Source organism: Globicatella sanguinis NBRC 15551 (genome assembly GCF_001552295.1).
GTDB classification, from domain to species: Bacteria; Bacillota; Bacilli; order Lactobacillales; family Aerococcaceae; genus Globicatella; species Globicatella sanguinis.
In genome coordinates this window covers 1-21,542 of the sequence record NZ_BCQX01000022.1, presented here as the reverse complement: position 1 = coordinate 21,542, position 21,542 = coordinate 1, and the positions used below count along the sequence as shown (strand labels likewise).

The following is a 21,542-nucleotide window of genomic DNA, read 5'->3' as shown; positions in this document are numbered from 1 at the left end:
AATTAATGAACAATGAACTTGACTAAATTTATCAAGTTTATGCTCACTCCCATTTACACCAAAAATTATAGAACCAGTTTTTGAGACTATGTAGAAATGAATGTTTCTGCATGGTCTTTTTTTACATAAATTTTAGTTCGTCAATAATCCGCAGAGTGCTTTATAATCCACCACATTTTATTGAAAAAATTATAAAGTTGTCTTCCGTATCGCTAAGGAAAAAGGGAGACTATGAAATCATTTACATTGTAGTAAGCGTTCACTATAATAAAATTGAAAGGAGTGGTAAAGTGAAGAGCATTAAATTAGTAACAATTGGTGGTGGCTCTAGTTATACACCGGAATTGGTTGAAGGCATGATTTTAAGACAATCGAAACTCCAAATTAGTGAATGGTGGTTTGTCGATGTTGAATTAGGACAGGATAAATTAACAACGATTGTGGAGCTGGCTAAAAGGATGGTTAAGAAAGCCGGATTAAATTGGCAGATTTATGGTACTTTAAATCGTCGTGAAGCGTTGAAAGATGCTGATTTCGTTACTTCGCAATTTAGAGTAGGTCAATTAGATGCCCGTATTTTAGATGAATCGATTCCACTCAAATATGGGATGTTAGGTCAAGAAACGAATGGTGCCGGTGGTATTTTTAAAGCTTTTCGCACGATTGAAGCATATAAACCAATTATTGAAGACATGAAAGAGTTATGTCCTGATGCTTGGCTTATTAATTTCACTAATCCTGCTGGGATAGTTACTGAGGCTTTGATTAATCACCTTGGATGGGAAAAATCAATTGGTGTTTGCAATATTCCGAATGGTCAGCAAAAAGCAGCGGCAGAAGTTTTAGGCTTAGATGATAAACAATTAATGCTAAGACATGTGGGTCTCAATCATTTTCATTTTCATGAAGTGTGGGATCATGAAGGGCGCAATCGCACAGATGAAGTAATTGAAAAACTATATGGGACAGAACGAGAGGATAAAGTAGAGGGTGTAAAAAATATTACCAGTCTTGATTTTCCGATTGAGCTTTTAAGAAGTCTTCATTTATTGCCATGTGATTATCATCGCTACTTCTTTATTGAAACTGAAATGTTGGAAGATAGTATTCAACAATTTAAAGAAGGCACCGCACGTGGTGAACAAGTGAAAAAAATTGAAGAGGAGTTATTTGCTGTTTACCACAATCCTCACACCGATGAAAAACCTAAACAATTAGAGTTACGAGGTGGTGCGTATTATAGTGACATTGCTTGTCAATTAATTGTCGCGATTGTTAACGACACCCATGAACAATTTACAGTTTCAACATTAAATCGAGGGGTAATAGATTATTTACCAAAGGATTGTGTGGTGGAAATTTCAACTATAGTTACAGCAAACGGTCCGATTCCATTAGCAGTACCAACCGTTTCACCCTTTGTTAAAGGGTATCTACAAATGATGAAGCAAATGGAATTGTTAACAGTTGAAGCGGCGATGACTGGTTCTTATGATTTAGCCTTACAAGCATTTATGATTCATCCTTTAATTGCCAATGATGCTAGAACACAAGTTGTTTTAAATGAACTATTATTGGCTCATGAATCATATTTACCACAATTTCATGACATTATTGAAAAATTGAAAATAAAGGAGAAAAAACATGACTGAAGAGAAAAAGTTTTATCAATTTCCTGAAGGATTTTTATGGGGAAGTTCTACTTCTGGACCCCAAAGCGAAGGGACCGTTCCTGGTGATGGTAAAGGGATGAGTAATTGGGATTATTGGTTTAGTATCGAACCTGAGCGTTTCCATAATCAAGTTGGCCCAAGTCAAACTTCTACTTTCTATACTAACTACAAAAGTGATATTGAATTGCTTAAGGCAACAGGACACACAGTTTTCCGTCCGTCGATTCAATGGTCTCGTTTAATCCCTGATGGTGTCGGTGAAGTTAATCGTAAAGCGGTAGATTTTTACCGTGATGTCTTTAAACGGATTAATGAAACAGGCGTTAAACCCATTGTCAACCTTTATCATTTTGACATCCCTTATGCTTTACAAGAAAAAGGGGGTTGGGAGACGAAAGAGACGGTTGATGCGTATGAAAATTATGCTAGAACGTGTTTTGAATTATTTAGCGACTTGGTGGACACTTGGATTACCTTCAATGAACCGATTGTACCAGTGGAATGTGGTTATTTAGGTAACCATCACTACCCAGGAAAAGTAGATGCGAAAGCAGCGGTACAAGTAGCCTATAATACGCAATTAGCTAGCGCATTAGCGGTCAAAGCTTGTCACGAAACGAATCCTGATCACAAAATTTGTGTCGTGTTAAATTTAACTCCTGCTTATCCACGCAGTCAATCCGAAGAGGATGTAAAAGCTGCTCGTATAGCGGAATTATTCCAAACAAAGAGTTTCTTAGATCCATCCGTTTTAGGTGAGTATCCACGAGAACTTGTTGAAATTATTAAAAAACATGGCTTAACACCTGATTATACGAATGATGAATTAGCGATTATTAAAGAACATACAGTTGATTTCTTAGGCGTGAATTATTATCAACCACTAAGAGTTCAAGCTCGTACGACTCCGTGGGATGAGAACCAACCTTTTATGCCGAACTATTATTTCCAAGGGTATGATATGCCAGGCAAAAAAATTAACCCACATCGTGGTTGGGAAATATATGAACCAGGTATATATGATATTGCGATAAATTTAAAAGAAAACTATGGAAATATCGACTGGATTTTAACTGAAAATGGAATGGGTGTTGAAGGCGAAGAAAAATTCAAAGTAGATGGTATGATTCAAGACGATTATCGTATTGAATTCATAGAAAATCATTTAATTGAATTACATCGTGCCATTGAAGAAGGTGCCAATTGCCATGGCTATATGTTATGGACTTTTATTGATTGTTGGAGTTGGCTCAATGCATATAAGAATCGATATGGGTTAGTAGAATTAGATTTAGAGACACAACAACGAACCATTAAAAAATCAGGACATTGGTTCAAACAATTAAGTGAACAAAATGGCTTTGAACGATAGAGAGGAGTCATTAGCGTGGTAAATTTTGGTTTTTCTATTTATCCGGAAAATCATTCGGTCAAAAAAACCGAACAATACATGGATTTATTAAAGAAATATGGTGCAAGCAGAATTTTTATGAGTTTACTTCAATTAGAAACGGACAACACATCAATTTTTGATAAATATCAAGAAATAATTGCTTATGCCAATCAACTGCATTTAAAAGTAATTGCTGATATTAGCCCTGCTTTTGTGAAACAAGCAGGGTGGGATCAAGATTTAATTGAAAAGGCCCATCAATTTGGTTTAAAAGGTCTACGCTTAGATGAAGCATTAGATATTGACGCTATTGTGGACTTAACCAAGAATCCTTACGGGATTAAGATTGAGTTAAATATGAGTACGGACGCTACTTTACTAAATAAATTAATTGAAGCTGGAGCAAAATTAGAGAATGTCATTGCATGTCATAATTTTTATCCCCATGAATTTACCGGTTTATCCGTTGCACATTTTGAAAAAATGAACCAATTATTTAAGGAGGTAGGCATTGAAACGGCCGCCTTTGTCAATGCTCGAACCGCAACGGAAGGACCTTGGCCTTTATCAGAGGGGCTTTGTACCGTCGAAGATTATCGTCACTTACCAATTGAATTACAAGCAGCGTTATTAATCGCAACCGAACACATTGATAATATTTTAATTGCCAATCAATTTATTACCGAAGAGGAACTTCAAAAACTGACCCAACGAATAAATGAAGAGGTAATGGTGCTACCAGTGAAACCTCTCCTAAAATTAACTGAGACGGAACGTCAAATTATTGAAGAATTGCATGTTTATCGTGGGGATATCTCGGATTATGTTATTCGGTCGACGATGACACGGGTAAAATTTGCTGACCAATCAGTTGCACCACGAGATCAAGTGAAAATCGTTCAACGTGGATCAATCATTATTGACAATGATTTGTATACACGATATAAAGGTGAATTACAAATTGCCTTGAAAGTCTTTGAGGTAAGTGATAAAGCAAATGTCGTAGCTGAAATTTTACCGGAAGCAGTTGCTTTATTGGATTATTTAAAACCATGGCAATCTTTTAAATTGGAAATTTTGGATTAGTTTTCAAATAGAAGAGCTAAAGTTTAAGAACGTAGGTGTAAATTAAAGAAGAAAAAGAGTAGTAAAAATATTTTAATTTGCATGCTTGTATAGATGGTAATGATTATTTATTGAGCATTGAATAAAACACCGGTGCCATACATAACAAAACTGTCCCCTAAATAGCGTCAAATAATTTGTTTAAATGGTTAAATTTTTAACTAATGATGGAAACGAATATCTGATTTATAAAAAAGTATCTAAGCTATATAGCAATGGAAGAGTATTAATTGTATTTACTTAATTAATCAAGACGAGTTTCCTTAGCGATACGGAAATAACCAGTTTTATATTTCCTCAACGATTTGATAAGATATAGTTGTAAAGGGTTTCGTATTCGAGAGGAGGTATGTATGCTTTCAAAAAAAGAAGTAAGTTTATTGGAATGCTTATTAAAAAATAAAACACATTATTTATCTAGTGCTGAACTTGCAAAAGAAATTGATACTAGCGATCGAACGGCTCGCAAATATTTACAGCAATTGGCGCAAATAATTGCAGGTCATGGTGCTCGTTTAATCTCTAAACCTGGGAATGGTTATCTTTTAGAAATTACTCATGCCCTAGAATTTGAAATTTTTTGGCAAGAAACATTAACTTCAAAGAAGTCAATGACGGATATTACCCAAGTTGAAGAGTCAACCGATCGCCAGCACTATGTGTTAAATAAATTATTTTTTAATGATGCGCCATTATTGTTTGATGATTTAGCCGATGAACTTTATATTAGTAAAACAACTTTAACCAATGTTTTAAACGATATTCGTCAACAGATACAAGGCTATGGTTTGCAATTGTTAAATAATAAAGATGGCATTCAAATTGAAGGGGTCGAGTCGGATATTCGTCATTTTATGATGGACTATTTCTTTATTGATACTTTTGATGATTCTATGTTTGCTTTTGTTGGTGGTACGTTGTTATCAGAGATTAATTTTGCTGAAATTACTATTGTAGTAATTGATGAGTGTCGAGATGCTTTATTAAAATTATCGGACTATGTTGTGCATAATCTGGTGTTACATATTGCCTTAATGATTAAGCGTATCCGCACGGGGTATTCAATCAAAGAATTTAAAGTTGCCCCAGATATTCAAAAATCCAAAGAATACGAAGTAGCTTTAAGAATTTTATATCGATTAGAGAATGCTTTTAATGTCAAGTTTCCAATTGAGGAAGCGAATTATATAGCCTTACATTTAAAAGTTAAACAGACCCAATTAGCACAAGAAGTTGATAAAAGTAAAGATGAACCCAATAGCCTAAAGAATCAAATACTGAATGTTTTGGAAGCTATCTGTCAGGAAATCGAAATGAATTTAGCGACGGATACAGTATTAATCAATGGTTTAACAGCGCATTTTCATCCGCTAATCATTCGATTAAAGAATAAAATTCAATTATCAAATCCATTAGTTGAGGAGATTAAAACAAAGTTTCCAGAAATATTAGCTATTACTAAACAACATTTTTCCAAGATGCCATTATTAGAAGGACAAGAATTGTTAGATGACGAGTGGGCGTATATTGCAATCCATGTATTAGCTGCGATTGAGCGTGATGTAAACCGTAATAAACTGCAAGTGCTGGTTGTATGTGCAACTGGAACTGGAAGTGCGATGATGCTGAAAAATCGACTAGAAAATGAGTTTGGTGGTAGCATCAAAATTGTGGATGTGGTTGGCTATTATGAGGTAAATGAAGAACGGTTGAAAGGGATTGATTTAATCATTTCTTCAATTAATTTATCGAATTTACTATTTTTAACACCGGTCGTACATGTGAGTGTCTTTCTAACTTCAGATGAAGTACGTGAAATTAGACAATATATTCGCACTAGCTCATCTCGTCAAAATGAACCACATCAAAAAGAAGCTTTAGAAAAACTTAAAGCCGAACAAATTGCAAAAGAAATTTTTAGTAAAGAAAAATTTATTTACTTTGAAGAAATTATCGATAAAAATACCGCTTTAGAACAAATGATTTTATTACTTAATGAGGCCGAAAAACCTGATTTTAAAGATCAGATGATGCATCAATTAAGTTTACGTGAAACGTATAGTCCAGTGGTTTATGGAGAACGTTTAGCCTTTCCACATCCAACAGTTCCAATGAGTTTAACTGAACAAGTCGTGGTGGGCATTTGTAAAGAACCATTATACTGGAGTGAAGAGCATCCGTCTGTACGTTTTATCTTTTTACTATCGCCATCAAAAGGTAGCAATGAAAAAATGAAGTACATTTCACCTTGTTTGGTCGATTTTGTTAATAATGAAATGGCACAAGCCTTATTGTTACAACGACCAGATTTTAAACAATTGGTGAATATATTTATTAGTTTATTACAAAAATAATTGGAGGAACAGAAAATGAAAAATATTATGTTAGTTTGTAATGCAGGAATGTCTACAAGTATGTTAGTGACAAAAATGGAAAAAGCAGCTCAAGAAAAAGGTATTGAAGCAACAATCTGGGCTGTGCCTGTTTCAGAAGTGGATAGCGAAGTAGCAGCTAAAGACATTGATGTGTTATTAGTAGGACCACAAGTGAAATTCATGTTAAAAGAATACAAAGAAAAATTTGAACCTAATATAAAAGTAAGTGATATCAATATGATGGATTACGGCACAATGAATGGTACTAATGTTTTTAACTATGCCATGGAAATGATTGGAGAATAAAGATGGCAGAACCAAAAAATTTAGAACAAGTCATGGGGCTGATTATGCATGGAGGAGACGCCAAAGGAAAAGCAGTCGAAGCCATTCGTGCAGCAAAAGCGGGTCAATTTGAAGAAGCTAAGACATTAATTGTTGAAGCAAATACTGCCTTGAATACTGCACATAAATCACAAACAGCTTTATTAACGCAAGAAGCATCTGGCGATAGTGTGGAACTGTCTTTATTATTGATTCATGGTCAAGATCATTTAATGACAGCTTTAACATTTATTGACGTAGCAAAAGAAATTATTGAGTTACATGAAAAAATTGATCGATTAACAGAGGATGAGTAAGGTGGAAGTAGCCAAAGTATTAAATGTCCCAATTGAGGATGTTTTTGATGCCATTACACTGTCATTTAAACAAGATTACTATGCTAACACTGATATAGAATTAGCAGATAGCGACATTGTCGAAGGTTTAACGTATATAAAAAAATTTGGTCGTAATAACCAAAATAGTATTCGATTGACAGTTAAGGAGTTTGAGCGACCAACACGTTATTGCGTTGTTTATGGATCTAATCAAGGTAAACAAGAAGTTGAATATCAATTAAGAGCCATTACCGATAAAAAAACAGAAGTAACTTATATCCAAGTATATGAGCCAGCAGGATTTTTCCATAAAGCCAATGCATGGATCATGGATAAAATTTTTGCTTCTAGTGTGAAAAAGAAAATTGACGCACAATTAACCGGTTTGGAATCTTTTGCTAAAACAACTAGTCAACAAATTAATACAAGAAAGTAGGCGAAGAATTGAAAGAAATAGTGTCAAATTTAAGACCTGATTTCCTGTGGGGGTCTGCTTCAGCTGCTTATCAAATTGAGGGCGCATGGAATGAAGATGGAAAATCACCATCTGTTTGGGATGAATACGTCCGTATTCCTGGAACAACTTTCAAAGGAACGACGGGAGATGTCGCAGTTGATCATTATCACCGTTATAAAGAAGATGTTGCTTTAATGGCTGAAATGGGCTTAAAAGCCTATCGATTCTCCATTGCTTGGACTCGTATTTTACCCAATGGACGTGGGAAAGTAAATGAAGCGGGGATTAAATTCTATTCTGATTTAATCGATGAATTAATTAAAAATGATATTGAACCCTTGGTGACTTTATATCATTGGGATTTACCACAATGTTTAATGGATGAATATGGTGGTTGGGAAGATCGTCAAATTATTGATGACTTTAATGAATATGCTTCAGTTTTATTCGAACGTTTTGGAGACCGTGTTAAATATTGGATTAGTTTAAATGAACAAAATGTATTCGTTAGTTTAGGCTACCAGTTAGCAATGCACCCTCCAGGTGTAAAAGATACTCAACGGATGTACAATGTTAACCATATTGCTAATTTAGCGAATGCAAAAGTGACTAATACTTTCCATGAAATGGTTCCAGATGGAAAAATTGGACCAAGTTTTGCTTATTCACCAAATTATGCCAAGGATAGTGATCCAATTAATGTGTTAGCTGCTGAAAAAGCGGAGAATTTAAATGCCTATTTCTGGATGGATATTTATCTATGGGGACGTTATCCTAAATCAGCTCTTCGTTATTTAGAAGAACAAGGGATCACTTTAGATATTCAATCAGGAGATATGGAATTATTAGCCTCAGCTAAACCCGATTTCTTAGGTATTAACTATTATCAAACTAATACCATTGCTTTTAATCCAATTGATGGTGTCGGCGCTGGTCAAATGAATACGACTGGTAAGAAAGGTTCATCTGGCGAATCAGGTGTTCCAGGACACTATAAACGAATTGTCAACGAATTTGTCGAACGGACGAATTGGGATTGGGAAATCGATCCAAAAGGTCTACAAGTAGGCTTACAACGTATTACGAGTCGTTATGATATACCGGTATTAATTACTGAAAATGGTTTAGGAGAGTATGATAAATTAACCGAAGATGGTAAAGTTCATGACCAATATCGTATTGACTATTTACAAGGTCACGTTGCCGCGATGAATGAAGCAGTGGCAAATGGAACGGAGTTGTTAGGTTATTGTACGTGGTCATTTACCGACTTATTATCATGGTTAAATGGTTATCAAAAACGATACGGTTTTGTCTATGTGGACAAACACGAAGTCGAAGAAGGAACTTTAGAGCGTTTGAAAAAAGATAGTTACTATTGGTACCAAGAGTTAATCCACACCCATCAAACGAAATAACTATTTCAATCTATCTATCAAAATAAAACAATTTAGGAGTTGTAAATTTTATGTCAAATTTTTCAGATAAATTTATGGAAATTTCTGGAAAAATCGGATCACAACGTCATTTAGTAGCGATTCGTGACTCATTCATTGCGATGATGCCTATCACAATGGCCGGGTCAGTAGCAGTTTTACTAAATGTCTTCTTACGTGATATTCCAACCAGTTTAGGTTGGACCGGTTTTGCTGCAGCAATGCAACCAATTATCGATATTAACGGATATGTATACTTCGGTACCATCGGGATTATGGCTTTATTCTTCGCCTTTGCCTTTGGTTATAACTTATCCTTGATGTATAAAGTGAACCCATTAGCTGGGGGATTAATCTCTTTTGCATCATTCATTTCAACAATGCCCCAATCATTAAACATCATGACGCCTTTAGAAGGGGCCGATTCTTCCTTGATTGACGGCTTAACCAAATTAGGATTAAATGTCATGTCAGTTGATGGCGTTTCAACTTTAGAAACGAGTGAATGGGGTGCGATTGCATTAAAATATGCCGGCGCAACTGGTTTGTTTACCGCATTAATTATTGGATTTTTAGCGACTTGGGTATATGCGACCTTAACTCATAAGAACTTTACGATTAAATTACCAGATACAGTGCCACCTGCAGTTAACAAAGCCTTTGCTGCAATTATCCCTGGTACAGCTGCTATCTATGCTTCAGCAATTGTCGCATTCATAGCCTTTGCTTTAACAGGAAAAGCTATTAATGATTTAGTGTCAACATACATTCAAATGCCATTAATGGGCTTATCACAAGGGCTTGGATCAGTTATCTTATTAACTTTCTTAGTTCAATTATTCTGGTTCTTTGGCTTACACGGACACAATGTATTGGCTCCCGTAATGGATGGTATTTATGGCGTAGCCTTAAATGAAAATACCGCTATTTATGAAGCAACTAAAGATATTGCTCAATTACCTTGGACTTGGACACGTGGTTCATTTGATGCTTATGCTCAAATGGGTGGTTCTGGTGTTACTTTAGGTTTACTCATTGCGATTTTCTTACTATCAAAACGTGAAGATCATAAAACAATAGCAAAATTAGCAGCACCAATGGGAGTTTTCAATATTAACGAACCGGTTATCTTTGGAATGCCAATTGTATTAAATCCTCAATTTGTGATTCCATGGTTAATCGTTCCACCTATTTGTGCAACGATTGGTTACTTGGCAACCGCTGCTGGTTTAATTCCTCCAGTATTCTTAGCTGTTCCTTGGATTACACCTCCAGGACTCTTTGCTTACTTAGCAACTGGTGGTAGTCTTATGGCTGGTTTGGTTTCATTGTTTAACTTACTAGTATCATTCTTAATTTGGTTACCATTTGTTATCTCTGCTAACAAAGTAAAAGCTGAGTAATGTGATGGAAAAAAATGGCGCTACTTTTCTCATGGCTTTAGGTTTTTTCCTAGTAGCAGTGAGCCCATTATGGGGAAATAAATACTTGAACATTATCACTGGTTTAACACTAGTGGGATGTGGCTATTACTTTTTGAGAAAGAAAAAATAAAATTAATGATAGATAGATGAAATGATTATCAAAGAGACTGGGTTGAAAGTTTGAACTTTTGTCCAGTCTTCTTTCTTCATCTATTTTTAAAATAAAAAGAGCTTGATCACAGTTGTTTTGGTCAAGCGTTCAGTCGATTGCTCGTTTCAACATAAAAAGAGATTAAACCGCATCTGTTTAGACGAGTTTAATCTCTTTTATTTGCATTAAGTAGACATCTTGAGTAAATCATTATTTATGCACTATCAGCTGCCCACTTTGTTAATTTGGTGCGCTAACGATAGTATTAGTCGGTAAAATGACTGGTGTCGTTATATTTTAATAAACGAAACTGTCCATCGATATATTGAACAACTGATACTGATGCATTATTTAAACGCTCTTGTTCATTGAAATCTGCTACTAAGCCATGTAATAAGTTTTGAATGGTTAATCCATGACTGACGATTAAAACATTTTGTTCTGTACCAGCATGACGATTTAACAATTCTAATAAGCCACTTTCAACACGTGTCCAAAATTGGCGATAGTTTTCAGCGTATTTATAAGGGTCTAATTCATGGACGGTGTTTAAAAAGACATCTGCAGTTAATTGGCTACGGTCTGTCACATCGCTCACATTGGCAATATGTTCACGGACATCACGCCATAATTGATTGGCATCAAGTCCCTCATAAAAGCCAAAATGAACTTCACGAAATTCCACCATTGGATGAATGGTTAATTCTTGTGCGTAATGATTCTCTTCTAAAATAATTTGCGCTGTTTCAATGGTACGCATTAAATCACTAGTATAAACCGCATCAAACTTTACGTTAGCTAATCCTTTACCACTGCGGTGGGTATCTTGAATCCCTTTTTCGGTTAATGGTGCATTTGCCCATCCCTGAATTCGCTCCAAGCGATTTAACATTGTTTCTCCGTGACGCATAAAATAAAAAGTAACTCCTGTAGACATATGCACTCTCCTTGTAAATAATAATGAGCATTTTTTTATTCTCGGGAAAATCTAAAAAACCCAAAAGTTCATCCAATTGCTTAGATATTATTCAATCATAATTATAGAGGTGATAGAAAGGGTGAAAAGTCCAAAATCGAATACATAACGTTCCGCTGACTAAATCGGCCGGCCAGGAATGACCATACGCAGAAAGTTAAATAATTTTTGCTTCGTCTATCAACTATAACTGTGCGAAAATCACAAACGAGTTATTAAGTTACAGTTTGACACCATTCACCCCAGCGCGATAAAATTATCAAACGCTTTTTTAGCGTTTTGCCCAATCTCATTTTGCTTCGTAGCTTATCGACTACTAACTTCTGCTAATTGCCTATTTCCTCATTTCATGATATTTTGAATAGTTAACAATTGTATTATATCATTTTTACCCGTGCATTCAAATTTAAAAAGTAATGGTCTTAGAGTGCAAATTCGCTCTAAATATGGTATTGTAGTAGAGTATAAAAGACGAAAGGAGCAAGTCTATGGTGAATGAGCAACCGACGACTGTCCAACGATTATTGAAGGTGTTAGCGGTTAATCCCCAACGGAAATTTGGTAGTTATGCTGCTGAGTTGTCCTTTTATATCATTTGGGCCGTAGTACCATTATTATTAGCAATAGCCAATGTGATTGCTGTATTGCCGTTTTCTTCAGATCAAATTGTATCGGTCATTAATGATGCCATGCCTGCTGAAGTGAGTGACGTAATTGTACCAATATTAGAAAGCTATATTGCGAGTACCAGTGTTAAAGCATTATCTCTGGGGTTAATTATTTCACTTTGGCCAGCCTCAAATGTCTTTAATGCCGTTCAACGTATTTTAAATACGATTTTTAAAGCCGAGCCACGTAAAAATGCTCTTATATCAAGAGGGTTTGCTTATGTGTTTACTTTAGCTTTAGTCGTTTTAATATTTTCACTAACATTGGTCTTTGTATTTGGTGAAACCATATTAAATTATCTCACCAGTACCTTTGGCATTGAGATTCCCTTTGTAGGCGCCATTTTGCAAAATAGTGGCTTGATTGGGCTATTGAGTTTGTTTATTTTAATGTTTTCGATTTATCAGTTTATGCCGAATGTTAATTGGTCGCCAAAATACGCGAGTGTGGGTGCGATTGTAGCTATGATTGGTTTTGGCTTGATCTCACAATTATTTACCGTTTATTTATCATTTAATAAAAATATCGACAGTAACAGTGCGATTGGAATTTTTATTGTGGTTATTATCTGGTTGTATTATAATATGATGGTTATCTCTTTAGGAGCCTATGCAGCGGTTCTCTATCATGATTATTGTGAACGTGATTATTTAGAAATGGTAGCAGAGACAACCGAAGTAGAGAAATTTCAAGCAAGAAGTCCACATTTTAAAACTTATCAAGCGGCAAAAACAGTGGCTCCACTTAAAATTACCAAATAAACGATTCAGGAAGAAGGATAAGATTTATGGCGAAAACAAGACGATTAGTCGCTTATCACGACAATCGGGTAGATTATGGATTGATTTTAACCGTCTTAATTTTAGCTATTATTGGGATTGTCAGTGTTTATGCGACAACCGTAATGATTGATGGCGAAAACTTAAGAGCGACGTTAATGCATGCTTTATGGTATGCGGTAGGCGCAATTACCGTCATTCTGGCAATGCAATTTGATAGTGAACAATATTGGAAACTCTCAACTTATTTATATGGTTTTGGATTGCTGTTACTGGTCTTGGTCTTAATTTTTTATGACCGTGAGACAGCAGCAGAAACGGGGGCCCATTCATGGTTTAGAATTGGGGGCTTCTCGTTTCAACCTTCAGAGGTATTTAAACCGGCTTATATTGTTTTTCAAGCACGGGTAATTACTGAACATAATAATAAATTTACCAATCGGACAGTTAAATCAGACTTTATTTTAATAGGGAAAGTATTATTATTTGCCTTACCGGCTTTAGTTTTAATTCAATTACAAAATGACTTGGGAACAAACTTGGTAGTGTTATCTATTACCGCAGGAATGTTATTATTATCCGGAATCGCATGGAAAATTATTATTCCCGTCTTTTTATTTGTGACCATAACAGGTGGCGGCTTAATTTATATGGCGATGTACCATGAAGATATTTTATTCAAAATCGGTTTTATGCCTTATCAATTATCCCGTATTCATTCATGGTTAGATCCCTTCGGCGACACCCAGGGCGATGCGTTCCAATTATCTCGAAGCTTATTGGCGATTGGTTCTGGTGGTCTAGTAGGTAAAGGAATTGGTGTTTCAGAAGTGAATGTGCCGGTTCGTGAATCTGACTTTATCTTTACAACCATAGCTGAAAACTTTGGTTTTATGGGAGCAGCATTCTTATTATTCATTTATTTTGTCTTAATTTATCAAATGGTTCAAACTTGTTTTGAGACGAAAAATGAATTTTATACATATATTGCGGGTGGCGTTATTTCGATGATTTTATTTCATATTTTAGAAAACATCGGTATGACGATTGGTTTATTACCGATTACCGGGGTGCCATTACCCTTTATATCTCAAGGGGGATCGGCCTTATTAAGTAATTTAATCGGTGTCGGATTAATTATGTCGATGAAATACCATCATCGCAGTTATATGTTTGCTAATGACAATCAATTTGAGTTTTAATTGAACATTAAGATGCCTTTGCTAGCAATAGCGGGGCTTCTTTTTAAGGAAAATGGAGGAATTAATAATGAAAAAAATGACAGAACAATTATGGGTTTTACAAGAAGCCAATCATTATATTATCGGAATGACCCCTTGTTTACAAGAGGAAGCCGGTGATGTCTCTTATGTTAATATTGCGAATATTGGAGAAATTGAAGCCGATGATACTTTATTAAACTTAGAAGCTTCGAAAGCGGCGATTGAAGTTCCGAGTCCTTTATCAGGTAAAATTGTCAAAATCAATGAGGCTGCTATCGATAATCCCGCTTTATTAAATAGCGAAGATGCGAATGATAATTGGATTGCTGTATTAACGGATGTTGATGCTAGCGAATTTGATGCCTTATAAAAGAGTGTGCCATGTTAATTATTGAAAAAGCGATGTTGCATATACTAGATAAAGATTCCGGTAACCTTTATCTATCCGATAACTTAATGAATTTAGAGGACGGTTATGTACAAGACTACATTAACCGTCTTATTGTTAAAATTCAAAAGTCAGATTATAAGTTTGAAACGTTAGCGAGTGATTCTATTATTTATCCGATGGTCACCGGAGAGCGTTCTTTTGAAGAAGTGACCCGTGATTTAGCCAATAAAATCTATAACATTATCGCACCAGCAGAAAATATTCCGGCTGCTGATTATTTGTTTTTTGAAGGTCGTGATGAATTAGAAGAGCATTATTTTGGTATCTTGCGTTTAGATTATCAGTCTTCATTTACTCATTTTCTTGAAGTAGAAGAAGGGATTAGTAATCAATTAATTCAAAACCATGCCATTTTACCAAGTCCAACGGCTAAACCATCCGAAGCTTTTATCTTAAATCGAGCTACCATGGTGTATCAATTAGTGGAAAAACGTTATGAGATTGAAGGTACGAAGCAACTTTATTTCTCTGAGGAAGTATTAGGTATCATGCCACCAGAACCCACTCCCACTCATATCAAGCAAATTAGACGTACTGTTAACTCGGTTGCCAAGCGTTATGACGAACCGGCTTATGAAGTAATGGCTACAGCACAAAAGGTGATTTATGATCAATTAGATGAATCTAATGAAATTGATAGTGAAGCCGTAATTGAAAAAGTCTTTGAACATAACACAGGGGCTTTAGCTGCCGCTAAAGAAGAAATCGCTGAGAAAGAAGTACCAGAAAAAATTGTCGTGACCAATGTACCAAAATACGAGAAAAAGTATAGTAAGCAAAAGTTTAAACTCGCCAATGGCATTGAACTTTTTATACCAATTGAATTGTATGATAATCCTGATATCGTCGAGTTCATCAATCAGCCGGATGGTTCCATTTCGGTTGTCATTAAAAATGTAGAGTCGATGATGAGCCGATTTAATGGTTAGTCAAGAGAGTAAAGCACAAGAAGCCAACACAACTCAATAATAAATTTAAGTCCTGGGTAGAATCAATCTATCCAGGATTTTTTTGGGAGTGGGAAAGAAGTAGAAAATTAAATAAATTTCGCTTCGTCTGCCCATTTCTTTGTCTGGATTTAGGGGGCATTATAAATATTCTGCAATTATTTTAAGGCTTTTGCTCCACTGTTTTCCAAAATGGCATTTTAAATTAGATTACATAAAAAAGTAAGCAGACCTACCAAAAGTAGTATTTTAAAACAGCTCCTTAAATAAATACGAGTAAAGTGACCCCAAAAGACTAGATTTTCTTGTCTAACTTTTTGAGGTCACTACAAAATAGTATTAATCTAAAGAGGTCTTACTTAGCCATTGTAAAGCATCATCCAAAGGTGTCTTTGAATCGACATCAGGCACGATAGGAGTATCTTTATAATCGGTACCTTCATTACTTTTTAAATAGCCTGTCGCTAATAGAAGGTCCGTGTCGTTACTAAGGGCATACCCACTTAAAACGGAGGTATATCCGGCTGATGTTTTACCGAATAGTTTACTGTCAATCGTTGTAGCATCTTTAATCGCAATTGCCAGTAATTCTGCCGCACTGGAGGTATATTCATTAATTAAGACCGCAACGGGAACATTTAATTGACTGAGTCGTTTTATGGCATAAGTATTCTCATAGTTATTTGCTACAGATAGGGTCGTATTGTCAATTTTTATACCACCGATTTTTTCATCTTTATTATTGTAAAATGATAAGAGATTACCGTCAGGAAAAAGGAAATTAGTCGTTGCAAATAAGATGGCATGAGAACCACCCGTATTATTTCTTAAATCTAAAACAATACCTTTTATATTTTGACGATTTTCTTCAATAGGATTCAGAACCGTTTCAGTGTATTTATTAAATTCCGTAGTAATATCAGTGCCATTGTTACTCACAGTGAAGAAATTATATGTTTCCGGCAAACTGATGTGAAGGATGCCATCTTCCAACGTTTCAACAGAAGGATATTTAAATAAATCGGGTTGATCTTTGTCAATATGAGAGGTTTTTTTAACAATAAAGGAATGCTTACCACCGACAATTCTTAACGCTTTAGTTAGTTCCAGCATCATCGAAGCAAAACTATTAAATTCTAAAGGCGATTGTTGATACTCGTCATAATAGTCAATCCATGGCTGTTCATTATGGTATAAACCTTCCTCATTAAATATCGCAAGTGTTTGATTATAAAATTCCGTTGGGGTGATTTCCGAAGAAGTTTCCGCCTCAATTATGATAGGATATAATAATCTGAAAGAGATTAATACGACCATTATGAGATTAATTATTTTCTGTAATATAGGTTGGTAAATGACCCATTTGAACTCTTTATGATTCACTCATAAAACACCTCCGAAGTTAGTAATGCCAGGTTCGACTGTAGAAGACAGCTTATTTAGCCTACAATCTTCAAGGTGAGTATCAGTCACCGCAATCTCTATTGGCATCAAAGTGCTGGTACTATTTTTCATTTGGTAGTACATTCTCTTAAAAATTTTAACATAAATGGCAAATGTGTAAAGTATTTTTTAATAATATCGATGCTAATGGTAAAAAGCCAGTTCGATAAAAAGGGTAAAGCAAGTTGACTGTATACAATCGAAATTTTAATCAACTGATAGAAATAATAAATGTAAAAGTTACTTTAATTCGGCTAGTTGCTTGTTTGCGATTGGCGTGGAGCGAGTATTATCTGTTTTGCAAATAGAATGATTAATTCTATCGATGAGATGAACAGAAGAGGCCATGACTTTTTCATTGAATCAATTTGATGTCTTTATCCAAAAAATTTATTTTCCACTGTCATTTTGGTTTTAAGATTCCGTCATTAGGCGTATAATAGAGTAAGAAGATAAGGAGGCAAGGGAAGATGACTTATTATGTAAAAGCAAAGGGCATCGTGTTAGAGCAGGAAGTAGTAGAGGATGCGTATTTAGAAATAAATGAAGGCAAGTTTGGTGAAGTCGTTAAAGAGGTACCAGCAGGTGCTGAAGTAGTGGACTATTCGAACTCTATCATTTCGGCGGGCTTAGTGGATACGCATATTCATGGCTACAAATCGCATGATGTAATGGACAATGATTTTGAAGGGATTAAAGTCATGTCAAATGGATTATTAGAGTGTGGCGTTACCTCTTGGTTACCGACTACTTTAACGTCATCAGTAGAGTTGTTAAATGCGGTTTGTCAAACGATTGGCGAACATTATCAAGAAGTAGAAGGGGCCAAAATTAGAGGGATTTTCTTAGAGGGGCCGTTCTTTACTGAAAAATATAAAGGCGCTCAAAATCCTAAATATATGTCCGATCCGTCGATTCCTGTTTTAGATAAATGGCATCAATTATCCAATCAATTAGTCAATAAAATTGCGATTGCGCCGGAACGTCAAGGGGTAAAAGAGTTTATTGAATTTGCGAAGTCAAAAGATATTCATGTGGCGTTAGCCCATAGTGATGCGACTTATGAAGAAGCGATGGATGCTGTCGATAATGGCGCGAATATTTTTATCCATACTTATAATGGGATGAGCGGACTCCATCACCGTAATCCTGGCATGGTAGGTGCGGCTTTAAGTTCTGACGGCACCTTTGCTGAATTAATTTGTGATGGTCATCATGTCCATCCGGGTGCTGCTAAAGTAGTCGTAAAAGCGAAAGGACCTGAAGAAACAGTCTTAATTACTGACTGTATGCGCGCCGGGGGTATGGGGGACGGTGAATCGAAATTAGGTGAGTTTGACGTCATTGTTAAAGAGGGGGCAGCCCGTCTTAAAGAAGGTGGTAATTTAGCTGGCTCTATCTTAGAGTTAAAACAAGGTGTTAAAAATGTTTATGATTGGGGCTTAGTGGATGTCGCTGATGCTCTAAGAATGGCTTCATTATCACCGGCAAAATCAGTGGGCATCGATGATGTTTGTGGACGTATCGCACCTGGATTGGATGCGGACTTCATTGTGGTGTCGCCTGAATTAACATTAGAAGCAACTTATTTAGATGGTGAAAAACGTTATCAGGCTTAAGAAACGTTGTCTTTTTATTAAAAATTAGTTTTTAATAGGATGAAAGCTTGAATTCAAAGTCTTTTAGTGGCATAATAGGAAACAGAAATCGACAAGTAACAAAGACATGGATGATTAGTGTGTGTTTTAGCGAGAGGCGGGTTGGTGCAACGCCTTAGATCCACTAATGATTTACCCCTTTGTAAGATGCTACTGCGAATAGAGTAACGGTAGACGTTTAAGCGCGTTAAGCTGATAGAGCATCAGTTGACTGATGAAAATTGGGTGGAACCACGTCTTGAAGTCGTCCCATTGTGTATTGTAAAAATATGCAATGGGGCGTTTTTTATTTGTTGAAAAAATAATATTTTGGGGGAAATATAAAATGGCGATGATTACCTTAACTTTTCCAGATGGAAATACAAGAGAATATGAACAAGGTGTAACAACGCGTGAAGTCGCAGAGTCAATTAGTAAATCTTTAGCAAAAGCATCTTTAGCGGGAAAATTAAATGGTGAGTTAATTGATTTTGAAAGACCGATTATGGAAGATGGTTCCATTGAGATTATTACGAACAAGAGTGAAGAAGCATTAGAAATTTTACGTCACTCAACGGCCCATTTAATGGCGCATGCGATGACTCGTTTATTCCCAGGGGTTCATTTTGGGGTAGGGCCAGCGATTGAATCAGGTTTCTACTATGATACAGATAAGGAAGAACAGATTACGGAAGATGATCTACCAGCAATTGAAAAAGAAATGAAAAAAATCATTTCACAAAACTATCCGATTGTTCGTCGTGAAGCATCACGTGAAGAAGCGCTTGAAATCTTTAAAAATGATCCATATAAAGTAGAGTTAATTAATGATTTACCAGCAGATGAAGTGATTACCGTTTATACTCAAGAAGATTTCACCGACTTATGTCGTGGGGTGCATGTGCCTTCAACTGGTAAAATTAAAGTCTTTAAATTGTTATCATTAGCGGGTGCTTATTGGCGTGGTAACTCAAACAATAAGATGATGCAACGTGTATACGGGACGGCTTTCTTTAATCAAGCTGATTTAGATGAGTTTATGAGATTACGTGCCGAAGCGCGTGAACGTGACCACCGTAAATTAGGTAAAGAGTTAGGCTTATTTATGATTAGTCAAGAAGTTGGTTCTGGTTTACCATTCTGGTTACCAAAGGGCGCAACTATTCGTCGTATTATTGAGCGTTATATTATGGATAAAGAAGTTGCTTTAGGTTATGATCACGTGTATACTCCAATCATGGCTAAAGTGGATTTATATAAGACTTCAGGTCACTGGGATCATTATCAAGATGATATGTTCCCACCAATGGATATGGGTGACGGTGAAATGTTAGTGCTTCGTCCGATGAACTGTCCGCACCATATGATGATTTATAAAGATGATATTCATTCCTATCGTGAATTGCCGATTCGTATTGCAGAATTAGGTATGATGCACCGTTATGAAAAATCTGGGGCTTTATCTGGTTTACAACGTGTACGTGAGATGACCTTGAATGATGCGCATATTTTCGTGCGTCCTGATCAAATTAAAGAAGAATTTACACGTGTCATTAATCTAGTTGAGGAAGTTTATCAAGACTTCAATATTACAGATTATCGTTTCCGTTTATCTTATCGTGATCCTGAAAATAAAGAGAAATATTTTGATGATGATGAGATGTGGGAAAAAGCTCAAAGTATGTTGAAAGAAGCGATGGATGACTTAGGCTATGATTATTTTGAGGCGGTTGGTGAAGCAGCTTTCTATGGTCCTAAATTAGATATTCAATTCAAGACGGCTATCGGTATTGAAGAAACGATGTCAACCATCCAATTAGACTTCTTATTACCAGAGCGTTTTGATTTAACTTATGTAGGTGAGGATGGTCAAAATACTCATCGTCCAGTGGTAATTCACCGTGGGGTAGTGTCAACGATGGAACGTTTTGTCGCTTACTTAATTGAAGAGTATAAAGGGGCCTTCCCTACTTGGTTAGCGCCGGTTCAAGCGGTGTTATTACCGGTTAACTTAGATGCGCATGGTGATCGTGTTGAAGAGATTTATGAAGCATTACGTAATCAAGGTTTCCGTGTGGAAATGGACTTACGTAATGAAAAATTAGGTTATAAGATTCGTGAAGCGCAAACGTCTAAGGTGCCTTATCAAATTGTCATTGGTGATCAAGAGGTTAGTGATGGTACGGTTAATGTGCGTCCTTATGGCTCTCAAAAATCTGAAACGCTATCGTTTGAAGACTTTGTGGCTCGTTTGACAAAGGAAGTCGAAAACAAAAGTCGTAAAGCAGAATAAGATTAGATAAATAGATAAATGCAAGTGGACTTTGATCCATAATTAAAGAGTAATATAAATTGGTTTATTGTCATGAAAGAGCGATGACAAATGCAATTTTGACTATGATTCATTATTAAAAAGTAACGGCAACATCCTTCTGTCCTTTGGACATCCGGATTAAAAATTCTGAGGCACTCTAAGAGCTAAAGCTCAAGAGTGCTCATGCGAAATTTTTGCTTAACGTTACTAATAATGACTCATAGTCTTTTTTGCATTCACAATTAAAAAAATAAAATGGGGAGTTAATCTGAGACACGCTAAAAGTTAAATAATTAAGATATTGTTAGTTTATTGTGATTTAAAAGCAATGGCACCAGCTTCCTGTTCACTTCGTGGAACATCCAGCCTTCAATTCTTGAGGTTTTCTGGGAGTAGACCAGAAGTAG

The 21,542-nt window shown here is 35.8% G+C and carries 17 protein-coding genes; 15 read left to right on the top strand and 2 right to left on the bottom strand.

Annotated elements, in window-relative coordinates; all coding sequences use genetic code 11:
- Window positions 1-290 precede the first annotated feature (290 nt).
- The 9 genes from GSA01S_RS03200 to GSA01S_RS03160 all read left to right on the top strand — a co-directional run bounded on the left by GSA01S_RS03200 (window position 291) and on the right by GSA01S_RS03160 (window position 10,524).
- On the top strand, window positions 291-1,652 hold the full coding sequence (locus GSA01S_RS03200) for a 6-phospho-beta-glucosidase (RefSeq protein WP_066124818.1): 1,362 nt from the start codon (window positions 291-293) through the stop codon (window positions 1,650-1,652).
- Window positions 1,645-3,045 (top strand): 6-phospho-beta-glucosidase GmuD, encoded by a 1,401-nt coding sequence (gmuD, locus tag GSA01S_RS03195; RefSeq protein WP_066124816.1) that lies wholly within the window; start codon window positions 1,645-1,647, stop codon window positions 3,043-3,045. Before GSA01S_RS03200 ends, gmuD begins: the two co-directional genes overlap by 8 nt.
- 15 nt (window positions 3,046-3,060) lie before the next feature.
- Window positions 3,061-4,152, top strand: a complete 1,092-nt coding sequence (locus GSA01S_RS03190) for a DUF871 domain-containing protein (RefSeq protein ID WP_066124814.1) — start codon at window positions 3,061-3,063, stop codon at window positions 4,150-4,152.
- A 392-nt stretch (window positions 4,153-4,544) separates the two neighbouring features.
- On the top strand, window positions 4,545-6,545 hold the full coding sequence (locus GSA01S_RS03185) for a BglG family transcription antiterminator (RefSeq protein WP_066124813.1): 2,001 nt from the start codon (window positions 4,545-4,547) through the stop codon (window positions 6,543-6,545).
- A gap of 15 nt (window positions 6,546-6,560) precedes the next feature.
- Entirely contained in the window at window positions 6,561-6,872 is a 312-nt protein-coding gene (locus GSA01S_RS03180; protein ID WP_066124810.1) for a PTS sugar transporter subunit IIB, read from the top strand.
- 2 nt (window positions 6,873-6,874) lie between these two features.
- Window positions 6,875-7,207 (top strand): PTS lactose/cellobiose transporter subunit IIA, encoded by a 333-nt coding sequence (locus tag GSA01S_RS03175; RefSeq protein WP_066124808.1) that lies wholly within the window; start codon window positions 6,875-6,877, stop codon window positions 7,205-7,207.
- Window position 7,208: 1 nt separating this feature from the next.
- Window positions 7,209-7,664: a DUF3284 domain-containing protein gene (locus GSA01S_RS03170; protein ID WP_066124806.1), complete on the top strand. Its 456-nt coding sequence runs from the start codon at window positions 7,209-7,211 to the stop codon at window positions 7,662-7,664.
- An 8-nt stretch (window positions 7,665-7,672) separates the two neighbouring features.
- Window positions 7,673-9,103, top strand: a complete 1,431-nt coding sequence (locus GSA01S_RS03165; RefSeq protein ID WP_066124804.1) for a glycoside hydrolase family 1 protein — start codon at window positions 7,673-7,675, stop codon at window positions 9,101-9,103.
- Between the two features lie 50 nt (window positions 9,104-9,153).
- A complete protein-coding gene (locus tag GSA01S_RS03160; RefSeq protein WP_066124801.1) occupies window positions 9,154-10,524 on the top strand; it encodes a PTS sugar transporter subunit IIC in 1,371 nt (456 codons plus the stop codon).
- A 437-nt stretch (window positions 10,525-10,961) separates the two neighbouring features.
- Here the strand turns inward: GSA01S_RS03160 and GSA01S_RS03155 are convergent, their stop codons facing one another.
- On the bottom strand, window positions 10,962-11,633 hold the full coding sequence (locus GSA01S_RS03155) for a histidine phosphatase family protein (RefSeq protein WP_066124799.1): 672 nt from the start codon (window positions 11,631-11,633) through the stop codon (window positions 10,962-10,964).
- A 527-nt stretch (window positions 11,634-12,160) separates the two neighbouring features.
- Here GSA01S_RS03155 and GSA01S_RS03150 point away from each other — a divergent pair.
- The 4 genes from GSA01S_RS03150 to GSA01S_RS03135 all read left to right on the top strand — a co-directional run bounded on the left by GSA01S_RS03150 (window position 12,161) and on the right by GSA01S_RS03135 (window position 15,723).
- Window positions 12,161-13,102 (top strand): YihY/virulence factor BrkB family protein, encoded by a 942-nt coding sequence (locus GSA01S_RS03150; RefSeq protein ID WP_066124797.1) that lies wholly within the window; start codon window positions 12,161-12,163, stop codon window positions 13,100-13,102.
- A gap of 26 nt (window positions 13,103-13,128) precedes the next feature.
- Window positions 13,129-14,322: an FtsW/RodA/SpoVE family cell cycle protein gene (locus GSA01S_RS03145; RefSeq protein WP_066124795.1), complete on the top strand. Its 1,194-nt coding sequence runs from the start codon at window positions 13,129-13,131 to the stop codon at window positions 14,320-14,322.
- Between the two features lie 67 nt (window positions 14,323-14,389).
- A complete protein-coding gene (locus tag GSA01S_RS03140; RefSeq protein ID WP_066124793.1) occupies window positions 14,390-14,713 on the top strand; it encodes a glycine cleavage system H family protein in 324 nt (107 codons plus the stop codon).
- An 11-nt stretch (window positions 14,714-14,724) separates the two neighbouring features.
- Window positions 14,725-15,723, top strand: coding sequence for a nucleoid-associated protein (locus tag GSA01S_RS03135; RefSeq protein WP_066124792.1), 999 nt, complete (start codon window positions 14,725-14,727; stop codon window positions 15,721-15,723).
- A gap of 357 nt (window positions 15,724-16,080) precedes the next feature.
- Here GSA01S_RS03135 and GSA01S_RS03130 read toward each other — a convergent pair whose 3' ends face one another.
- The gene (locus GSA01S_RS03130; protein ID WP_169792665.1) at window positions 16,081-17,058 is read right to left on the bottom strand and encodes a S41 family peptidase; all 978 of its coding nucleotides are present in this window, start codon (window positions 17,056-17,058) and stop codon (window positions 16,081-16,083) included.
- 596 nt (window positions 17,059-17,654) lie between these two features.
- Between GSA01S_RS03130 and nagA the strand changes: the two genes are divergently transcribed.
- Window positions 17,655-18,803 carry an N-acetylglucosamine-6-phosphate deacetylase gene (gene nagA, locus GSA01S_RS03125; RefSeq protein ID WP_066124787.1) on the top strand — a complete coding sequence of 383 codons (1,149 nt, stop codon included), beginning with the start codon at window positions 17,655-17,657 and terminating at the stop codon, window positions 18,801-18,803.
- Window positions 18,804-19,173: 370 nt separating this feature from the next.
- Complete coding sequence (thrS, locus tag GSA01S_RS03120) at window positions 19,174-21,114, top strand: threonine--tRNA ligase (protein WP_066124820.1); 1,941 nt, start codon at window positions 19,174-19,176, stop codon at window positions 21,112-21,114.
- Window positions 21,115-21,542: the final 428 nt, after the last annotated feature.

Excerpts from the sequence above, each read along its gene's own strand:
- GSA01S_RS03135 (WP_066124792.1), top strand. The coding sequence starts at position 14,725 with ATGTTAATTATTGAAAAAGCGATGTTGCATATACTAGATAAAGATTCC.
- GSA01S_RS03145 (WP_066124795.1), top strand. The coding sequence starts at position 13,129 with ATGGCGAAAACAAGACGATTAGTCGCTTATCACGACAATCGGGTAGAT.
- GSA01S_RS03180 (WP_066124810.1), top strand. The coding sequence starts at position 6,561 with ATGAAAAATATTATGTTAGTTTGTAATGCAGGAATGTCTACAAGTATG.
- gmuD (WP_066124816.1), top strand. The coding sequence starts at position 1,645 with ATGACTGAAGAGAAAAAGTTTTATCAATTTCCTGAAGGATTTTTATGG.
- GSA01S_RS03130 (WP_169792665.1), bottom strand. The coding sequence starts at position 17,058 with ATGGTCGTATTAATCTCTTTCAGATTATTATATCCTATCATAATTGAG.
- GSA01S_RS03140 (WP_066124793.1), top strand. The coding sequence starts at position 14,390 with ATGAAAAAAATGACAGAACAATTATGGGTTTTACAAGAAGCCAATCAT.
- GSA01S_RS03150 (WP_066124797.1), top strand. The coding sequence starts at position 12,161 with ATGGTGAATGAGCAACCGACGACTGTCCAACGATTATTGAAGGTGTTA.
- thrS (WP_066124820.1), top strand. The coding sequence starts at position 19,174 with ATGATTACCTTAACTTTTCCAGATGGAAATACAAGAGAATATGAACAA.
- GSA01S_RS03155 (WP_066124799.1), bottom strand. The coding sequence starts at position 11,633 with ATGTCTACAGGAGTTACTTTTTATTTTATGCGTCACGGAGAAACAATG.
- nagA (WP_066124787.1), top strand. The coding sequence starts at position 17,655 with ATGACTTATTATGTAAAAGCAAAGGGCATCGTGTTAGAGCAGGAAGTA.
- GSA01S_RS03175 (WP_066124808.1), top strand. The coding sequence starts at position 6,875 with ATGGCAGAACCAAAAAATTTAGAACAAGTCATGGGGCTGATTATGCAT.
- GSA01S_RS03185 (WP_066124813.1), top strand. The coding sequence starts at position 4,545 with ATGCTTTCAAAAAAAGAAGTAAGTTTATTGGAATGCTTATTAAAAAAT.
- GSA01S_RS03160 (WP_066124801.1), top strand. The coding sequence starts at position 9,154 with ATGTCAAATTTTTCAGATAAATTTATGGAAATTTCTGGAAAAATCGGA.